Origin of the sequence: Sphingomonas sp. SFZ2018-12 (genome assembly GCF_022496715.1) — a bacterium.
Classification (GTDB): domain Bacteria; phylum Pseudomonadota; class Alphaproteobacteria; order Sphingomonadales; family Sphingomonadaceae; genus Sphingomonas.
In genome coordinates this window covers 65,864-81,824 of sequence record NZ_WTFM01000002.1, presented here as the reverse complement: position 1 = coordinate 81,824, position 15,961 = coordinate 65,864, and the positions used below count along the sequence as shown (strand labels likewise).

Sequence of the window (15,961 nt, the reverse complement as noted above, 5' to 3'; positions counted from 1 at the left end):
TTCGTTCGGCCTGCGGCGGCGCGCCGGATTGGTCGCCCTACTGGCGATCCTCGCCCTGATCGGGGCGTTGACCAGGCATGGGATGACCCGGAGCCCCGAGCGCGCGCTGATCGCGGAGGTACGCGGGTTGCTCGCGCGCGAGGGCATTGCCGGGGCGGTGGTGGCGACCGGTCGGGTCGGCGGACAGCCCGTGCTGACCGCGATCGGCATGGCGACGCCCGATCGGCCGATGCGCCCCGATGACCGGTTTCGCCTCGCCAGCCTCGCGAAGCCGCTCACCGCGGCGGCGGTTTTGGGGCTGGTGCGCGCAGGCCGCCTCACCCTCGACACTCCGGTTGCGGAGGCGGGCCCCGGCATCACGGTGCGCCATCTGCTCCAGCACAGCGGCGGATGGGACCGCGTGGCGACCTTCGACCCGATCGGCGATCCCGCGTCGTCGGCGCGCCTCGGCCTGACCGCTGCGGACCGCTGCGAAGCCATCGCCGACCGGATGCCGCCCGCGCAGTTCGCGCCGGGCACGCGCTACGCCTATTCGAATCTGGGCTATTGCCGGCTCGGCCAGGTGATCGCGCGCGTTTCGGGACGATCCTATGCCGACCAGGTGCATCGCACGGTGCTTGCGCCGCGCGGTGCGGCGCTTCGCTATGGCGGCGTGCCGAGCGTCAGGCACCCCTCGTCCTGGACCGCGGCAAATTTTCGGGCACTGGGTCCGGGGGGTGGCTGGAGCGGCAGCGCGGGCGACTATTGGCGATTCGCTGCCGGGCCGGTCGACCCCTATGTCCGGACCCGTCCGGCCTATGCCGTGCCGGGCGATGCCAGCTATTACGGGCTGGGCTGGCGCGTGTGGCGCGGCGGCGTGCTCAGTCATTTCGGTGCGATCGAGGGCGCCTTCGCCCTTGTCGTCCGCGACGGGGACCGGGTGGCGGTGGTGGCGATGAACGGCAGGCCCCGTCGGGACGAACGTGCGGCGGCGCAACTGATCGCCGCGTTCGCACCGGCCGTGCGCCAGCCGGACCGGGCCGACGCGCGGCGCTAGCGTCGTTCCAGCGCGCGGATGCCGGGTGCCAGCCGGTTGTTGGCCAGCACCACCGGTTCATTGCCATAGACCGCGACGAAGGCCGGGCTGCGCGTCTCGCCGGGGGCGAGCGTCGCGACATTGCCCTCGACGCGCAGGCCCGCGGACGAATGCGTGTGCTTTTCCGCACCGACGACGATGAAGCCGGTCCAGTTTTCCTTGTTGCGGCCCTGGACGAAATGATTGCCCGCGATGATGCCGCGCGCGCCCTCGGACAGGTCGATCGCGTAATTGGTCGCGCGCCCGCGGCTGTCGTCGAAGCTCGAATCGCGGATCGTGACGTTGGGCACGCGCATCTTGACGTAATGGCCGCCGCGTCCGCGCTCGAACCGCGACCGCGTGATCGTGACGCTGCCTTCGTTGCCGAGATAGATCGAATGAGCGCAGTCCTCGGTTTCGTGGCACTGGCCCAGTCCGGCAAAGGTCGACTGGTCGATCACGATCTTCTGGCCGCTCGGATGCCCGCCGAGAATGCCTTCCTGGCTGTCGAGAAACATCGAATTGACGACGGTCAGGTCACCGATCTCGGTCCGGATGCCCGCGCCGTTGCCGTCGGGCACGCGCAGGTTGCGAAAGACGATGCCGTCGACGACCGACCCGCGACCGCGCAGGACGAACGCGGCCTTGTCCTCGCACGCCACGCCATCGAAGATCGCGGTGCCCGGCTCGACCGCGCGATAGGTGATGTGCCCGCCGCTCTGGACGGTGCACTCGCGATAGACGCCGGGCGCGATCAGGATCGTCGCGCGCCCGTCGCGGACCGCGCCGACCGCATCGTCGAGCGTGCGGAAGGATTCGCCCGTTTCCGCGATGGTGAACGGACCGGCGGCGCGCGGTTGCGCGATGCCGGGGGCGGCCAGCATCACGGCCAGCATCGGGATCAAGGCGTGTCGCATCTTCGCTCCTTCGCCGTCACCCATCCCTCGCGCGCGGGTGCCGCGAAAGCGCGAAGGAGGGTTAATCGAGTCCCGATCGGGCACGCCCCGCGAATGAAGCGCAAAAACCCGCAAGAAACTGCCGTTTGTCGCTGAACCGTAACATAATCCTAAACTGTCGTTTACGATCCAAACCCTAAGCCTGCCGCGCATGTCGACGCTTCCCGCCCCCGCCCGGATCCCCCCGGCACCATCGCGATCCGACCGGATTTCCGACTGGATGTCCCCGGCCGAGCGCAGCCCGGCGCACGCGACGACCGCGGATACGCTGATCAGCGTCATCGACCGGTTCCAGGCCAATCCCGACCTGCGGCTGCTGCCCGTGCTCGACCCGCTGGGGCGGCCGCGCGGCGCGATTTTCGAGCGCGATGTCCGCCGCCTGCTGCTCAACCCCTTTGGCCACGCGCTGCTGCGCAATCCGGCCTATGGCGGCGATCTCACGCCGCACGTCCGCGATTGCCCGGCGGTCCAGCATGACGTGTCGATCGGCGAAGCGCTGGAGCAATATCGCGTCGGGCGCGGCAGCGAAGGGATGGTGATCCTGCGCGGCGACCGGCTGTTCGGCATCCTCACCAATCGCCGGCTCGCGCTGCTCGCCGCGGAGTGGGAAGTCCACCGCGCCGCAGGGCGGATCGCAAGGGCCGAGCAGATCGAAGCCGCGGCCGACCGTTTCGACCGCGAGGTCGCGGCGCTGGGCGACACGATGGACATGCAGTCCGAAATGCTCGAGCGCGAGGCCGCACGCGTGGCGGACGGCGCCGCAACCGCCAGCACGCGCGCGGCCGCGGTCGCCGCCGCCGCCGCGCAGACCAGCGTCCATATGGAGGAGATTGCCGGGCGCGGCCACGACCTTGCGCAGGCGCTCGAATCGATCGCGGCGCGGACGGGTGAGGCACGGCGGACCGCCGGCGAGGCGGTGGCGCTGGTCGCCGCGGGCAGCGCGCAGACCGCGGAACTCAGGGTGTCCGCCCAGTCGATCGGCTCGGTGATCCTGCTGATCGGCGAGATTTCCCGCCAGGTGAACCTGCTTGCGCTCAACGCGACGATCGAGGCCGCGCGCGCGGGCGAGGCCGGGCGGGGCTTCACCGTCGTGGCGAACGAGGTGAAATCGCTGTCCAACCAGACCGCGATCGCCGCCGAACGGGTCGGCAGCTATATCGCCGAGATCACGCGCGCGGTCGACGAAGTCGCCAAAAGCCATGCCCGCTTCGAGACCGCGATCGGACAGATCGCCGGCCACTCGATCGAGATCGAGCAGGCGGTCGAACAGCAACGGGCCGCCACCCGCACGATCGCGTTCAACGCCGACCAGACCAACGATGCCAGCCGCGCCATCGGCAACGACGCCGAGGCGATCAACGCGACCGCCCGCAGCGCGGCGGAAAAAGCGCAGGCGATGCTGTTGATCGCCAAGCGCGTCTTTGCCGGCGCCCGCCAGCTCGCGGCCGAAAGCGCGCATTTCGCCGAGCAGATCCGCGCCGTCTGACGTCGCGAAGCGGCGTCCTAGGCGTCGTCGATCGGGGTTGCCGGGGCCATTGCGAGCGCAAGCGCGGCGCGGGTGCGCGGCAGGATCAGCTGGCGCAGCAGCTCGACATCGTTTTCCAGCGCCACCGGATCGTGTCCGCGCGCGGAATGCAGCGCTGCCTTCAGCCAGTCGCTCACCTGCGGCTGCGCCAGTGCCCAGCCAATATGTGCGTCCGCGCGGGCGAGCGCCAGCTCGGGCTCGGGGCGGAGCTGGGCGAGGTGCGGCCGCCGCCCGATCGCATCATGACCGGCCATGTCAGGCGAGCTCCGTTTCGCGCGCGGGGGTTGCGGGGGCATCAACTGCTGCCTCCCATGCCAGTCCGGGGCGATAGCGCGCGGTCATCCGCCCCTGGTCGTCGAGCGCGAACAGATGCAGCCAGCCATTGTCAAACAGGGCGCGGACATCGGGATGGCGCTCGAGGACCGCAGTGATCGCGTCGATGGGCGCGGCGATGCAGACGGTGAGCCGCAGCGGCTCGTGCATCAACGCGGTGCCGTCATGCACCGACTGCCAGGGCAGCCCGGCGCGCAGCACGCCGCCATTGCCCTCGACCACGCCCATGCCGCCGATCACATTGTGCAGCAGCTTGTTTCCGCCGCCGAACAGGGCGGGCGCAACCGCCGACCCGTAATATTGCAGGCTGATCCAGCTGGCGACCACCACCGGCGCGGTCAGGATCAGCTCCAGCACCTTGAAGCCGGTATCCCGGTGCCAGTCATAGTCGTGGAGAAAGGCCCGGCCGGCAAGGTCGCGGCCGGCGGTGCGCTCGCGCGGGGCGGCGATGAACGCCTGGCACCCGGCCAGCGCCCATTCGGGTCGCGTCTGTGCCCAGTCGCGGCTGCGGCGGCTGACCGCATCGGCATGGCGTGCGCCGGGCAAGCGCAGCGCGCGCTCGCCACGCGCCAGCGCGCCCGCGCGAGCGAGCCAGGCGCGCGCCTGGTCGATCCGGTCGGAATGCGCGGTTGCCGGCTCGTCGTCGGCGAACAGCTGCACCGCATCGGTCGTCGTGTCGTGCAATGCGGCGACGAAGCGCGTGTCCGCCGGGATCGCGATCCCCTGGTCGGCCAGTCCGTCGCGCACCACCGGGTCGTTTAGCAGCGCCGCCAGCAAACGCGCATTCACGTCGCCGGGATAGCCCCCGCACGCCCCGCAATGCAGCGCGCTTGCGTGCGGATTGTTGACGACATTCGCACCATGCCCGACCAGAAGCACCAGCGGGGCAAAGCCGTCGGTCAACGACATCGCGCGCAGCACCGTCGCCGCCATGGTGACGCGGTCGGCCGGATCGGGCATGGGGTCGAGCCGGGGCGCGGGCGCATCCACGCCAGCACCGCCCCGAACGCCGATTGCGTCGCGGACCAGCTTGACGACATAGGCCGGGCCCGCGGCTTCGACAAAGGCGAAGGACGAGACCGCGGCGAGCTTGAACCGGCCCCAGGCGCGCGCCGCCCGGTGACGGAAGCGGGCCGTCCGGTCGGCATCGATCAGCGCGGTGTCGGTGGCGGTCGATGCCAGCCCCGGGTTGAGCAGCACCGGCAGGCGATGTTCGGCGACATCGGAGGCGAAGCGGCGATGCGATGCGGTCAGCCCGAAAAAGCCGGCAAAGCCCAGCGTGCGGATCGCCGGATCGATCGATTCGAGCGCGCGGCGAAACACCTCCGATCGCACGTCGATGCAGAACGCCGCCTGCATCGCGGGCGCGACCGCGGTGCGCGGTGTCGCCGCCGCCGCCAGCGTTTCGGCCAGCCGGCGCTGCGCCGCACGTTCGCTGGCGTCCTGAAGAATGGCGTCGATCCGCTGATCCATGTCGGGCGCGACCGGGCGCGCATAGTCCGCCAGTGCGGCCGTCCAGTCGGCCGCGATCCGTGGCGCATAATGTTCGAGCAGCGCGTCCTCCCACAGCATGCGGATGCACAGGAAGTCGGTGATCGTATCGTCGCCGCTGCCCGCAAGCTGCGCCTGCCACAGTCGGTAGCGCGCGGTGTGCGCCCAGCCGCCGAGCGTCGTCAGCAGGCGGTGGAAATAGGTCGGCATTGCCGCGCCCCCCAGGCCCAGCCGGGCGGCGGCGCTGATCATCGCGTCGGTCGACGCGTCGGGCAGGTCGGCGACGAAGGCCGCGAAGCCGCGCAAGCCGACGATCTCGGGCGTCAGGTCGTGGGTCGCCACTGCGCGCCAGGCGGCATAGGCGCTCTTGCCGCGCGGGGCCGCCCACAGCGCCTGGCCTTCATCGAAATAGGCGCCGGCCCATGCCCCGAACCGCTCCGCGATCACCGCAGGCCAGTCGATGCCCGACGCCCGCGCCGCCAGGTCGGCGACGGTGGGCAATGCCGCGGGTGCGGGCGTGTCGACGGCGACGGCGGCCCGGAGCCGCGCGAGCGTCGGCGGCGGGCTGTCGCCGGCTGCGGCGGCGTCGATCGCGGCCGCCAGATCGACATCGCGGATCGCGCCGCTGGCGATGCGCGCGCGATACCAGGCGCGCGGCATCGTGATTCGCGCACCGGCGACCCGCGCCAGCAGCGCCGCCGTGTCCGCCAGCGACCGGTCGGCCTGACCCAGGAACGGGTTCACCGCGACGCTGGCGGCCAGCGGCCAGGCCGGCGGGATGGCGCGCGCGGCCGCATCCGCACTGGCGAACAGCCGGTCCAGATCGTGCACCTGATCGGCGATCGACATCGACATCTCCTTATCCTCCATCGTCATTCGGCGGCGCGCACGCGCAGCCGCCAGCCGCCGAGCAGCCGGTCGTGGACCGCATTGGCGTAAAGCCCGTTGGCCAGGTGCACGCGCAGCCCCGCAGCGGCCGGGTGATGCGCCCAGAGCGGGAACATCGCCTGGGCGACCGCGACCAGCCCGAAGCTCGCCACCGCGAGCACGATCAGCGTCCATTCGAGCGCGCCCGGCGGCGGGGCGGCGGGCAGGGTGCCCGCCGTCAGGTCGAGCGCCAGCGCGTGCAGCCCGAAATAGGCGAGCGAGGCGATCAGCGCATAGCCGATCATCCGGCGGGTCAGCGGACGCGGTGCCGCATCGGCCAGCCCCTGCGCGAGCAGATAGGCGACGCCGAAGATCAGGATCGCGCCGAGCGCCAGCGCCTGGGGAGATTTGTCGGCAAAGCCGAAGAGCGCGCCGATCGCGGCATAGATGGCGAGCGCGGCCAGAAAGGCGCGGCCGACCGCGCGCGGGCGCGGGACGGCCACCGGGCCGGGTCGGCGCGCCGCCGCGATCCGGTCGACCGCCCCGCCGGACGCCAGGAACGAATGCGCCTTGTACAGCGAATGCGCGACGATGTGCAGCAGCGCGAGCGGGAACAGCGCCAGGCCGCACTGCATGATCATGAAACCCATTTGCGCGACGGTCGACCAGGCCAGCGACGTCTTGACCGCCGGCTGGGTGAGCATCACCAGCCCGCCGAACAGCGCGGTGAAGCCGCCGACCATGACGAGGATGGCAAGCACGCCGGGGGCCAACAGCATGACGTCGGCGAAGCGGATCAGCAGGAAGCCGCCGGCATTGATCACGCCGGCGTGGAGCAGCGCGGAAACCGGCGTCGGCGCCTCCATCACTTCGGTCAGCCAGCCGTGCAACGGGAACTGCGCCGATTTGAGCATCGCGGCGAGCGCGATCAGCCCGGCGGCCGCGATCGCCCAGCCGCCGCCTTCGCCGCGCGCCGCGGCCGCCGCGATCGCGCCGATGTCGGTTTCGGCATAGGCGCGGATGAGCAGCGCCGCCGCGCCGATCAGTGCGACGTCGGCGGCGCGCGCGGTCACGAACTTCTTGCGCGCCGCGCGGCGCGCGGCGATGCGATCGGGGTAGAACAGCAACAGGCGATGCAGCGCCAGGCTGGTCGCGATCCACGCGAGCACGAGCTGGACCAGATTGCCCGCGGTCACGAGCAGCATGACCATCGCCAGCGTGACGCCCAGCCAGCCCATGAAACGGCCATGCCCGGACTCGCCGTCGAGATAGGTCGCCGCATAACGCAGCACGACCCAGCCGATGAAGCTGACCAGCATCAGCATCGTCGCGCTGACCACGTCGAGCCGCGCCGACAGGCCGATGCCCTGAGCGCCGGTCAGCGCGCCGAGCGTGCCGGTCGTTGCGCCGTCGCGTGCCAGCATGAAAATGGCCGCGGCGGCGATCGCGATCGTCGCCAGCGCGGCGGCTTCGATCATCCCCAGCTCCAGCCGCGAGGGCCGGCCGCGCGCCGCGAAGCCGAACGCCGCCGCAGCGAGGGTCAGCAGCGGTGCGCCGAGAAGGAGGAAGGAAGATGCCGCCATGATCGTCTCCGACAAATTGCTGGCGGCGACCTAGCGCGGGCATGTCGATGATAAAAATTCATTGTAAGCGCCATATCGTTCGATAAAAGCGAACGATATGGCAGAGCTGAATTACAACCATCTGCGCTATTTCTGGGCTGTGGCGCGCGACGGGAACCTGACGCGGTCGGCCGAGCGGCTGAACGTGTCGCAGTCCGCATTGTCGGTGCAGATTCGCAAGCTCGAGGCGCGGCTGGGTCATGCGCTGTTCGAGCGGCGCGGGCGCCAGCTCGTCCTGACCGAGGCGGGGCGGATCGCGCTCGACCATGCCGACGCGATCTTTGCGACGGGCGAGGAGCTGGTGGGGACGCTGCGCGAAGCCGGGCGCACCCGCCACGCGCTGCGGGTCGGCGCGCTCGCCACCTTGTCGCGCAATTTCCAGATCAGTTTCCTGAAGCCGCTGCTGGGGCGCAGCGACATCGAAATCGTGTTGCGATCGGGCAGCATGTCCGAGCTGCTCGTGGCGCTGCAATCGCTCAATCTCGACATGGTGCTGACCAACCTGCCGCCGGCATCGGACGCGCTGACCCCCTTCATCGCGCACAAGGTCGCCGAGCAGCCGGTGAGCCTGGTCGGAGCGCCCGCGCTGCTGGGTGGCGAGCGCGTCGTCGAACGGCTGCTGCGCCGCCATCCCGTCATCCTGCCGACCCTCGACAGCGCGGTGCGCAGCCATGTTGACGCGCTCGCCGACCGGCTCGGCTTGCGGCTCCAGATTGCGGCCGAAGTCGACGATATCGCGATGATGCGTCTGCTCGCGCGCGAAGGCTTCGCACTCGCCGTGCTGCCGCCGATCGCCGTGCGCGACGAGCTGGATGCGGGCATGCTGGTCGAGGCCGACGCGCTGCCCGGGATCAACGAAAGCTTTTACGCGGTGACGGCAGCGCGGCGCTTTCCGAACCCGCTCGTCCGCGCGCTGCTGCCGCAATAAGACCGCGCATGCATTCCCCCTTGACAGGCAAATGGTACTAAGGTGGTATGTAACCACTAGGGGAGGAACATATGACCAAAGCCCGGCCCGCACTCCGTCTGTCCGCCGCTGTCGGCGCGATCGGCATCGCCCTGTTCAGCGCATCCTCGGCCATGGCGCAGGACGCGCCGGACCCGGCGGCACCCGCTGCCGAAGCCGATGATCGCAACGGCGACATCGTCGTCACCGGCACCCGCATCCGCAGCGCCGGGTTGGCATCGACCAGTCCGATCAACACGGTCGACGCCGAACAGATCCAGCTGCTGCGTGCGGTGACGATCGAGGACTTCTCGACCAAGCTGCCCCAGCTCGCCGGCGGCGTGAACTCGACCTCGGTCGGCAGCGACGCGTTCGGCGCACAGACGCTCGATCTGCGCAGCCTGGGCCAGAACCGCACGCTGGTGCTGATCAACGGCACGCGCGCGGTGCCGTTCTCGTTCCGCAACGCCGTTGATGTGAACGCGATTCCGGCACCTTTGCTCAAGCGGGTCGACGTCCTGACCGGCGGCGCTGCCGCCGTCTATGGCGCCGACGCGGTGGCCGGCGTCGTCAACTTCATCATCAATGATGATATCCGCGGGCTGCAGGCGAGCGGCAATTACCGCGCGGTCAGCGACGGCGCGTCGCAGGCCAGCGTCTATGTGAGCGGCGGGCTCGACCTGGGCGGGCGCGGCAGCATCGTCGCCTATTTCGAATACACCGATCGCGATCCGCTGCTCGCCGGTGAGCGGCTGGAAACCCGCACCGGCCCTGCGACCGCGCCGATCGGCGGCAATTTCCGCGATGTCGCCAGCGGCCGGACCTTTTCGTTCGACGCCGCGGGCAATTTCACGCTGACCCCGCAGACGACCGACTACACCTCGCAATTCCTGCTGGTGCAGCCGCTGGAGCGGATCAACGCCAGCGCGTTCTTCAAATACGATCTGACCGACGCGATCCAGGCCTATGGCCGCTTCCTTTATTCGGGCGTCGACACGCGCGGCGGCACGCGCACGGGCCAGAATCCCGCGACGATCGGCGGCGCGGGCGTCAACGTCCAGATCGCTCAGAACAATCCGTTCCTGACCCCGCAGATCCGGTCGCAGCTGACCTTCGTCAACGGCTTTGCGACGGTCAACGTCCAGCGTTCGCTGGGCGAGCTCGGTACCACGGCGGCAATCAACGACCGCGATACGTGGCAGGGCCAGATCGGGCTGCGCGGCGACCTGACCCCCGCGATCCGCTGGGACGCCTACTACCAGATCGGCGAGACGCGCGAGAACATCACCGTCGTCGGCGACGGCCTGCGTGCCAGCTTTGCCGGGCTGGTCAACACGACTGACATTTTCGGGCCGGGGGGTGACTTCACCTCGGTGCTGCGCGACTTCGACTATGGCTCGCGCGTGCGCCGCCAACAGGTCGGGTCGGCCTATGTCTCGGGCGACACCGGCGATTTCTTCAACGGCTGGGCCGGTCCGTTCGGCTTCACCGCCGGCTATGAATACCGGCACGAAAAGGGGCGCTTCAGCTACTCGCCCGACCTCAGCCAGTCGTTCAACCAGGGTGCGGAATCGGCGCCGCCGGTGCCGCCCTTCATCCGGGTGCACGAGCTGTTCGGCGAACTGGTCGTGCCGCTCTTGCGCGACTTCCCGCTGGTCAAGTCGCTGACGGTCGAGGGGGCCTATCGCCGGTCGTGGTATACCCGCTCGGTCGGCGAGGACCGGTCCTACGACACCGACAAGCTCGGCCTGAACTGGGTGGTCAGCGACGATCTGCGTCTGCGCGGAACGCGCCAGACGGTCATCCGCGACGCGAATATCGGCGAGTTCGCCAATCCGGTCTTCTCGATCCCGTTTTCCAGCCTGGTCACCGTCGCGCGCCTGTTCCCGCGCTATGGCGGCGATCCGTGCGCACTGGGCACCGGCAATGTCGAACAGTGCACGCGCCAGGGCTATCGCGGGCCATATGACTCACGGGCGGCGGCCAATCTGACCGGCGGCTATTTCTTTGGCGGCAACGCCAATATCCGCGCGGAAACCGGCCGGACCTATACGGTCGGCGGCGTGCTGACCCCGCGCTTCCTGCCTGGCCTGTCACTTGCGGTCGATTATTACAGTATCTCGATTCGCGATGCGGTCGGCCAGATCCAGCCAGTCGATGCGCTGACCAGCTGCTACATCACCGATCCGAGCGCCGACAATCCGTTGTGTCAGGCGGTGTCGCGCGATCCGGTCACCGGCTTTCTGCGCGATGCGTTCGTCGATGACCGCAACCTGGCGCGGATCAAGCAGCAGGGCGTCGACGTCGATTTCCGCTATGCCCTTGCGCTTCCGGCCAGCCTGCCGGGCCGCCAGCTGGCGTTCGGCTATCAGGCCAATTTCGTCACGTCATACAGCATCCAGCGCAACGCCGCGCTGACCCCGGTGAACTGCAAGGGCAGCTATGGCGCGCGCTGCTCATCCGACCTGGTCACGCTCGTTTCGCCCGATTATCGCCACCGCGCGACGGTGACCTGGGATGCCAAGCCATTGACCGTCCAGTTCGGGTGGAAACGGATCGGCGAGGTGCGCGACAGCACCGTCGGCAGCACCGACACGATCGATGCGTTCGACTATTTCGACCTGAACGTCGCGATCCGGCCGCCGACCACTGGGCTGACGATCACGATCGGTGTCGACAACCTGTTCGACAAGCGGCCGCCGACGCCGCGCAACGCAGGTGCGTTCAACACCTATCCCGACACTTACGACATTCTGGGCCGCACCGTCGGCGGGTCGTTGACGCTGACGCTGTAACCGTCCGGTCACGCCGGAACGCCAATCGATCGCCAAGGCCGGAAAGTGACTGACATGCCGTTGCAGTTTGCGCCGATCGACTGGGCGATCCTGGGAGGATATGTCGGCCTGCTCGCGCTGGCCGGCTATCTCGGCACGCGGCGGGGCGTCGGCACGGCGGACGACTATTTCCTGGCGGGGCATTCGGCGCCGGTGTGGCTGGTCGCGGTGTCGGTGTTGTCGACGGTCCAGTCCGCCGCGACCTTTCTGGGGGTGCCGGACTACAGCTTTCGCGGGGATTTCGCCTATCTGGCGGTGACGATCGCGGCGTGGCTGGCGGCGGTGTTCGTCGGCCGGGTGCTGATCCCGCGCTTCTACCGGCTCGACGTGGCGACGGTCTACGAGTTGCTGGAGCGTCGCTACGACGCGGCGGCGCGGCGGGCGGCGGCGGCGATGTATCTGGTCGGGCGCACGCTGGCGAGCGGCGCGCGGCTCTATCTCGCCGCGATCGCGGTCTCGATGATCATGTTCCTCGATATCGCGCCGCATCACATCGTGATCGCGGCGTTCGTGCTGCTGGTCTTCGGGCTGGTCTTCACCTTTTTCGGTGGGCTCAACGCGGTCATCTGGAGCGACCTTGTCCAGGTCGTGCTCTATATCGGCGCGGCGATCACGGTCCTCGTCATCCTGCTGATCAAGATCCCGGCCCCGATCGACCAGATCGTCGCGTCGCTCCACGACGCGCCCGGCGGGGTCGACAAGCTGCGGCTGGTCGACTGGCGGTTCGATCTTTCCGCGCCCTTCTCGATCTGGGCGATCCTCACTGGCCTGGTGCTGCTCAACATCGGCAATTCGGGGCTCGACCAGGATACGACCCAGCGGCTGCTTGCCTGCCGCAATTCGGGCGAGGGCGCGCGCGCGCTCTACGGGTCGATCTATGCCTCGGTGCCGGTCATCGCGCTGTTCCTGGCGATCGGCGCGCTGCTCCATGTCTTCTACGAGCGTCCGGACCTGATGGGCGCGCCCGCCGGTGCGCTGGCCGGGACGTTTCAGGGCGAGCGGATCACCGTGTTCATGGCGTTCATCCTCAGCGAAATCCCGCCCGGCGTACGCGGGCTGGTGACGGTGGGGGTGATCGCCGCCGCCGCGATCAATTCGGGGCTGATCAGCATGTCGTCGGTCGCGATCAACGATTTCTACCGCCCCTGGGCCGAGCGGAACGGGCGGGTGGACGAGGCGCATTTCGTCCGCGCCGGGCGCTGGACGACCGTGCTGCTCGGCTTCGCGCTGTTCGTGACCGCGATCGCGTGCTCCTACTGGCAGCGCGCCACCGATGCGCCGCTGCTCGAATTCGTGCTGGGGGTGATGGCGTTCGCCTATGCCGGGCTGCTCGGCGTCTATTTCACCGCGGTATTCACCACGCGCGGGTCCAGCCTGTCGGTCCGGCTCGCGCTGGTCGCCGGGTTCGTCACCGTGCTCGCGCTCCAGCCGGCGATCGCTGAGTCGATCGGCCTGCCCGCCGCACTCGCGCAGATCGCGTTTCCGTGGCAGCTTCTGATCGGTACCGGCGTCGCGTTCATCGTCTGTCTGTGCGGCAGCCCCGCTGTCGCCACGACCAGGGAAACGACCGTTCATGCGTAAGACCGAAGGCATCGATCCCCGTTTCGTCGAACTCGACAGCTGGCCGACCGCGACCGCTGTGGAGGCGATGCTGGAGGGCCAGCTGAGCGCGGCGGCGGCCGTACAGGGGCAGGTCGGCGCGATCGCCGCCGCCGCCGACCGCGCCGCCGAACGGCTGGGCAGTGACGGCCGGCTGGTTTTCGCCGGCGCGGGGACCTCCGGCCGCATCGCGGTGCAGGACGGGGTGGAGCTCGGCCCGACCTTTGGCTGGCCGGCCGCGCGCACGGTCTTCCTGCTCGCCGGGGGGATGGATGCGCTGGCGCAAAGCGCGGAGGGCGCGGAGGACGATGGCCCCCGGGCACGCGCCGATGTCGCCGCGCACCGCATCGGCGCGAACGACGTGATGGTCGGCGTCGCCGCGAGCGGGCGTACCCCCTTCACCATCGCCGCGATCGAGGCGGCGCGTACGGCCGGCGCGCTGACGATCGCGATCGCCAACAATCCGGCGACGCCGCTGCTGGCCGCTGCCGAGCTGGCCATCACGCTCGATACCGGCGCGGAGACGATCGCGGGGTCGACGCGGATGAAGGCCGGGACCGCGCAGAAGATCGCGCTCAACCTGCTATCGACCGCGATCATGCTCCGGCTCGGCCGGGTCTATCGCGGCCGGATGGTCGACATGGTGATCTCCAACGCCAAGCTGCGCGATCGTGCCGAGCGCATGGTCGGCGACCTGGCCGATGTACCTGTCGATCGCGCGGCGGCCGCGCTCGACAGGGCGGACAACGACATCAAGCTCGGCGTGCTCGTCGCGCGCGGGCTGGACACCGATGCCGCGCGCGCATTGCTCGCCCGCGCCGGCGGCCGGTTGCGCGACGCGATGGCGTTGCTCGACATGGAGGCGGGGCGGTGAGCGCGCGCGCCGATTTCTCCGCGCCGGCCAACACCCCCATCTATCTGCGGCTCGCCGCCGACCTGCGCGATCGCATCGTCACCGGCGAGATCGCGATCGGCGATGCGCTCCCGTCCGAACGCGACCTGTGCGACCTGATGGGCGCATCGCGCGTGACCGTGCGCCGCGCGATCGAGACGCTGATCGACGAGGGGCTGATCGTCCGCCGCCAGGGTTCGGGAACTTATGTCGCCCCGCGCATCCAGGCCCCCAATTCCTATCTCAGCAGCTTCAGCCAGGACGCCCGCGCGCGGGGCGAGAAGACGCAGACCATCTGGATGATGAAGACGCGCGCCAGCGCGTCGGCGGAGGAAGCCGCGATACTGGAGGTCGCGGCAGGCGCGGCGGTGATCCGGCTGGGGCGCGTCCGTCTGGCCGGGGGCGAGCCGCTGGCGATCGAGAATGCGATCGTCCCGGCGCTGTTCCTGCCCGACCTCGAGCAGCTGGGCGATTCGCTTTATGAAACGCTCGAACGCGGCGGTTTCCGCCCGGTCAGCGGGACCCAGCGCATCCGCGCATCGCTTGCCACCTCGACCGAGGCGGGGCTGCTGTCGATGCAGGAGGGCGCCGAGATCCTGAGGATCGAGCGACTGACGCGGCTGGCTGATGGCCGCGCGGTCGAGTTCACCCGCTCCGCCTATCGCGGCGACCGGTACGAGTTCGTCAGCGAGCTGCGCGGACCCTACGCGCTGCTGTGACCGATGCGCAGCCCCGGCCGCGCGATCCGTCGATCGACGCGTTCCGCGGCCTGACCGTCCTGCTCATGATCCTCGTCAACCTGCAGGTGCCGGGGATGGGCGCCTGGCCGCTGCTCGTCCACGCGCCCTGGCATGGGCTGACCTTTGCCGACCTCGTCTTTCCCTGGTTCCTGCTGATCGTGGGGATTTCGCTGCCGCTCGCGCTCGATGGTCGCGCGGTGGGGTTCGGCGCGATCGGGCGGCGTGCGCTGCTGTTGTTCGCGATCGGGCTGGTGCTCGCCTGGCTGATCCGGCCGACCCTCGATCCCGCGCAGTTTCGCTGGATGGGGGTGCTGCAGCGCATCGCGATCGTCTATCTCGTCTGCGCGCTGATCGTCCGCGGCACGGCCGGCTGGCGCGCGCCGGCGATCGTCGTGGCGCTGTGCCTGATCGGGCACGCGGTGCTTCTGGGCCTGCCGCCGCCGGGCGGCGCGGCATCGCTCGCGCGCGGGATGGGGATGGCCGGGTGGCTCGATCGCGCTGTTCTGCCGGGCCGGCTCTATCCCCCCGGCTTCGATCCCGAAGGCGTGCTGTCGACGCTGGGCGCGATCGCGACCGGGCTGATCGGCGCGGCAGTGATGCGGGGGCCGGGGCTGGCGTCACGGACCGGCCGGGCAGCGACGATCGGCGTGCTGATGCTCCTTGCGGGCGGTGCAGCCGCATGGCTGAGCGGCCAGCCAGTCAACAAGCCGCTCTGGACCCCCGCCTTCGTCCTGGTGACGGCCGGACTGGGCCTGCTGGTCTGGCGCGCGTTGCGGGCCGGATGGCGCTGGATCGGTAACACGTGGGTTGGCCGCGTGCTGGCGCTTGCCGGCCGTACCGCGCTGACCGTCTATGTCGTCCACACCCTGCTGATCGCGCTGCTCGTGCGCCGCCTGGCGGGGGAGGCGCGGCTGTGGGAGCTGGCCGGCGACGCGCTGGTCGGCACCGGCCTCGGCGCGGCCAACGCCTCGCTGGTCTTCGCGCTGGCCGGCACGATCCTGAGCCTCGCAATCACCGCGGCGCTGGCGCGGCGCGGCTGGACGCTGCGGGTATGAATCGCGCTTGCCGAAACTGGTATTAAACAGGTATTGCCTCCGTACCC

At 69.8% G+C, this 15,961-nt stretch carries 12 protein-coding genes; 8 read left to right on the top strand and 4 right to left on the bottom strand.

Annotated elements, in window-relative coordinates:
• The first annotated feature begins 82 nt into the window (after positions 1-82).
• A complete protein-coding gene (locus GO308_RS09315) occupies positions 83-1,036 on the top strand; it encodes a beta-lactamase family protein (protein WP_240885271.1) in 954 nt (317 codons plus the stop codon).
• Here the strand turns inward: GO308_RS09315 and GO308_RS09310 are convergent.
• On the bottom strand, positions 1,033-1,971 hold the full coding sequence (locus GO308_RS09310) for a right-handed parallel beta-helix repeat-containing protein (RefSeq protein WP_066546042.1): 939 nt from the start codon (positions 1,969-1,971) through the stop codon (positions 1,033-1,035). The two genes, GO308_RS09315 and GO308_RS09310, sit on opposite strands and share 4 nt — an antisense overlap.
• Positions 1,972-2,230: 259 nt before the next feature.
• Here GO308_RS09310 and GO308_RS09305 point away from each other — a divergent pair, with 259 nt between their 5' ends.
• On the top strand, positions 2,231-3,496 hold the full coding sequence (locus tag GO308_RS09305) for a methyl-accepting chemotaxis protein (RefSeq protein WP_066673203.1): 1,266 nt from the start codon (positions 2,231-2,233) through the stop codon (positions 3,494-3,496).
• 17 nt (positions 3,497-3,513) lie between these two features.
• Here the strand turns inward: GO308_RS09305 and GO308_RS09300 are convergent, their stop codons facing one another.
• The 3 genes from GO308_RS09300 to GO308_RS09290 are packed head-to-tail and all read right to left on the bottom strand — an operon-like array spanning position 3,514 to position 7,809.
• A complete protein-coding gene (locus GO308_RS09300; RefSeq protein WP_066482963.1) occupies positions 3,514-3,789 on the bottom strand; it encodes a hypothetical protein in 276 nt (91 codons plus the stop codon).
• Between the two features lies 1 nt (position 3,790).
• On the bottom strand, positions 3,791-6,208 hold the full coding sequence (locus tag GO308_RS09295; protein ID WP_240885270.1) for a DUF2309 domain-containing protein: 2,418 nt from the start codon (positions 6,206-6,208) through the stop codon (positions 3,791-3,793).
• 23 nt (positions 6,209-6,231) lie between these two features.
• Positions 6,232-7,809 carry a proton-conducting transporter membrane subunit gene (locus GO308_RS09290; RefSeq protein ID WP_240885269.1) on the bottom strand — a complete coding sequence of 526 codons (1,578 nt, stop codon included), beginning with the start codon at positions 7,807-7,809 and terminating at the stop codon, positions 6,232-6,234.
• 97 nt (positions 7,810-7,906) lie between these two features.
• On the opposite strand from GO308_RS09290, the gene GO308_RS09285 reads away from it, so the two are divergent.
• The 6 genes from GO308_RS09285 to GO308_RS09260 all read left to right on the top strand — a co-directional run bounded on the left by GO308_RS09285 (position 7,907) and on the right by GO308_RS09260 (position 15,914).
• A complete protein-coding gene (locus tag GO308_RS09285; RefSeq protein WP_066482958.1) occupies positions 7,907-8,776 on the top strand; it encodes a LysR family transcriptional regulator in 870 nt (289 codons plus the stop codon).
• A 71-nt stretch (positions 8,777-8,847) separates the two neighbouring features.
• Positions 8,848-11,589 (top strand): TonB-dependent receptor plug domain-containing protein, encoded by a 2,742-nt coding sequence (locus GO308_RS09280; protein WP_240885268.1) that lies wholly within the window; start codon positions 8,848-8,850, stop codon positions 11,587-11,589.
• A 54-nt stretch (positions 11,590-11,643) separates the two neighbouring features.
• Positions 11,644-13,209 (top strand): sodium:solute symporter, encoded by a 1,566-nt coding sequence (locus GO308_RS09275; protein WP_240885267.1) that lies wholly within the window; start codon positions 11,644-11,646, stop codon positions 13,207-13,209.
• The gene (locus GO308_RS09270; protein WP_240885266.1) at positions 13,202-14,101 is read left to right on the top strand and encodes an N-acetylmuramic acid 6-phosphate etherase; all 900 of its coding nucleotides are present in this window, start codon (positions 13,202-13,204) and stop codon (positions 14,099-14,101) included. The genes GO308_RS09275 and GO308_RS09270 overlap by 8 nt, the downstream gene beginning before the upstream one ends.
• Positions 14,098-14,838, top strand: coding sequence for a GntR family transcriptional regulator (locus GO308_RS09265; RefSeq protein ID WP_066546010.1), 741 nt, complete (start codon positions 14,098-14,100; stop codon positions 14,836-14,838). Before GO308_RS09270 ends, GO308_RS09265 begins: the two co-directional genes overlap by 4 nt.
• Positions 14,835-15,914, top strand: coding sequence for a heparan-alpha-glucosaminide N-acetyltransferase domain-containing protein (locus GO308_RS09260; RefSeq protein ID WP_240885265.1), 1,080 nt, complete (start codon positions 14,835-14,837; stop codon positions 15,912-15,914). Before GO308_RS09265 ends, GO308_RS09260 begins: the two co-directional genes overlap by 4 nt.
• Positions 15,915-15,961 lie beyond the last annotated feature (47 nt).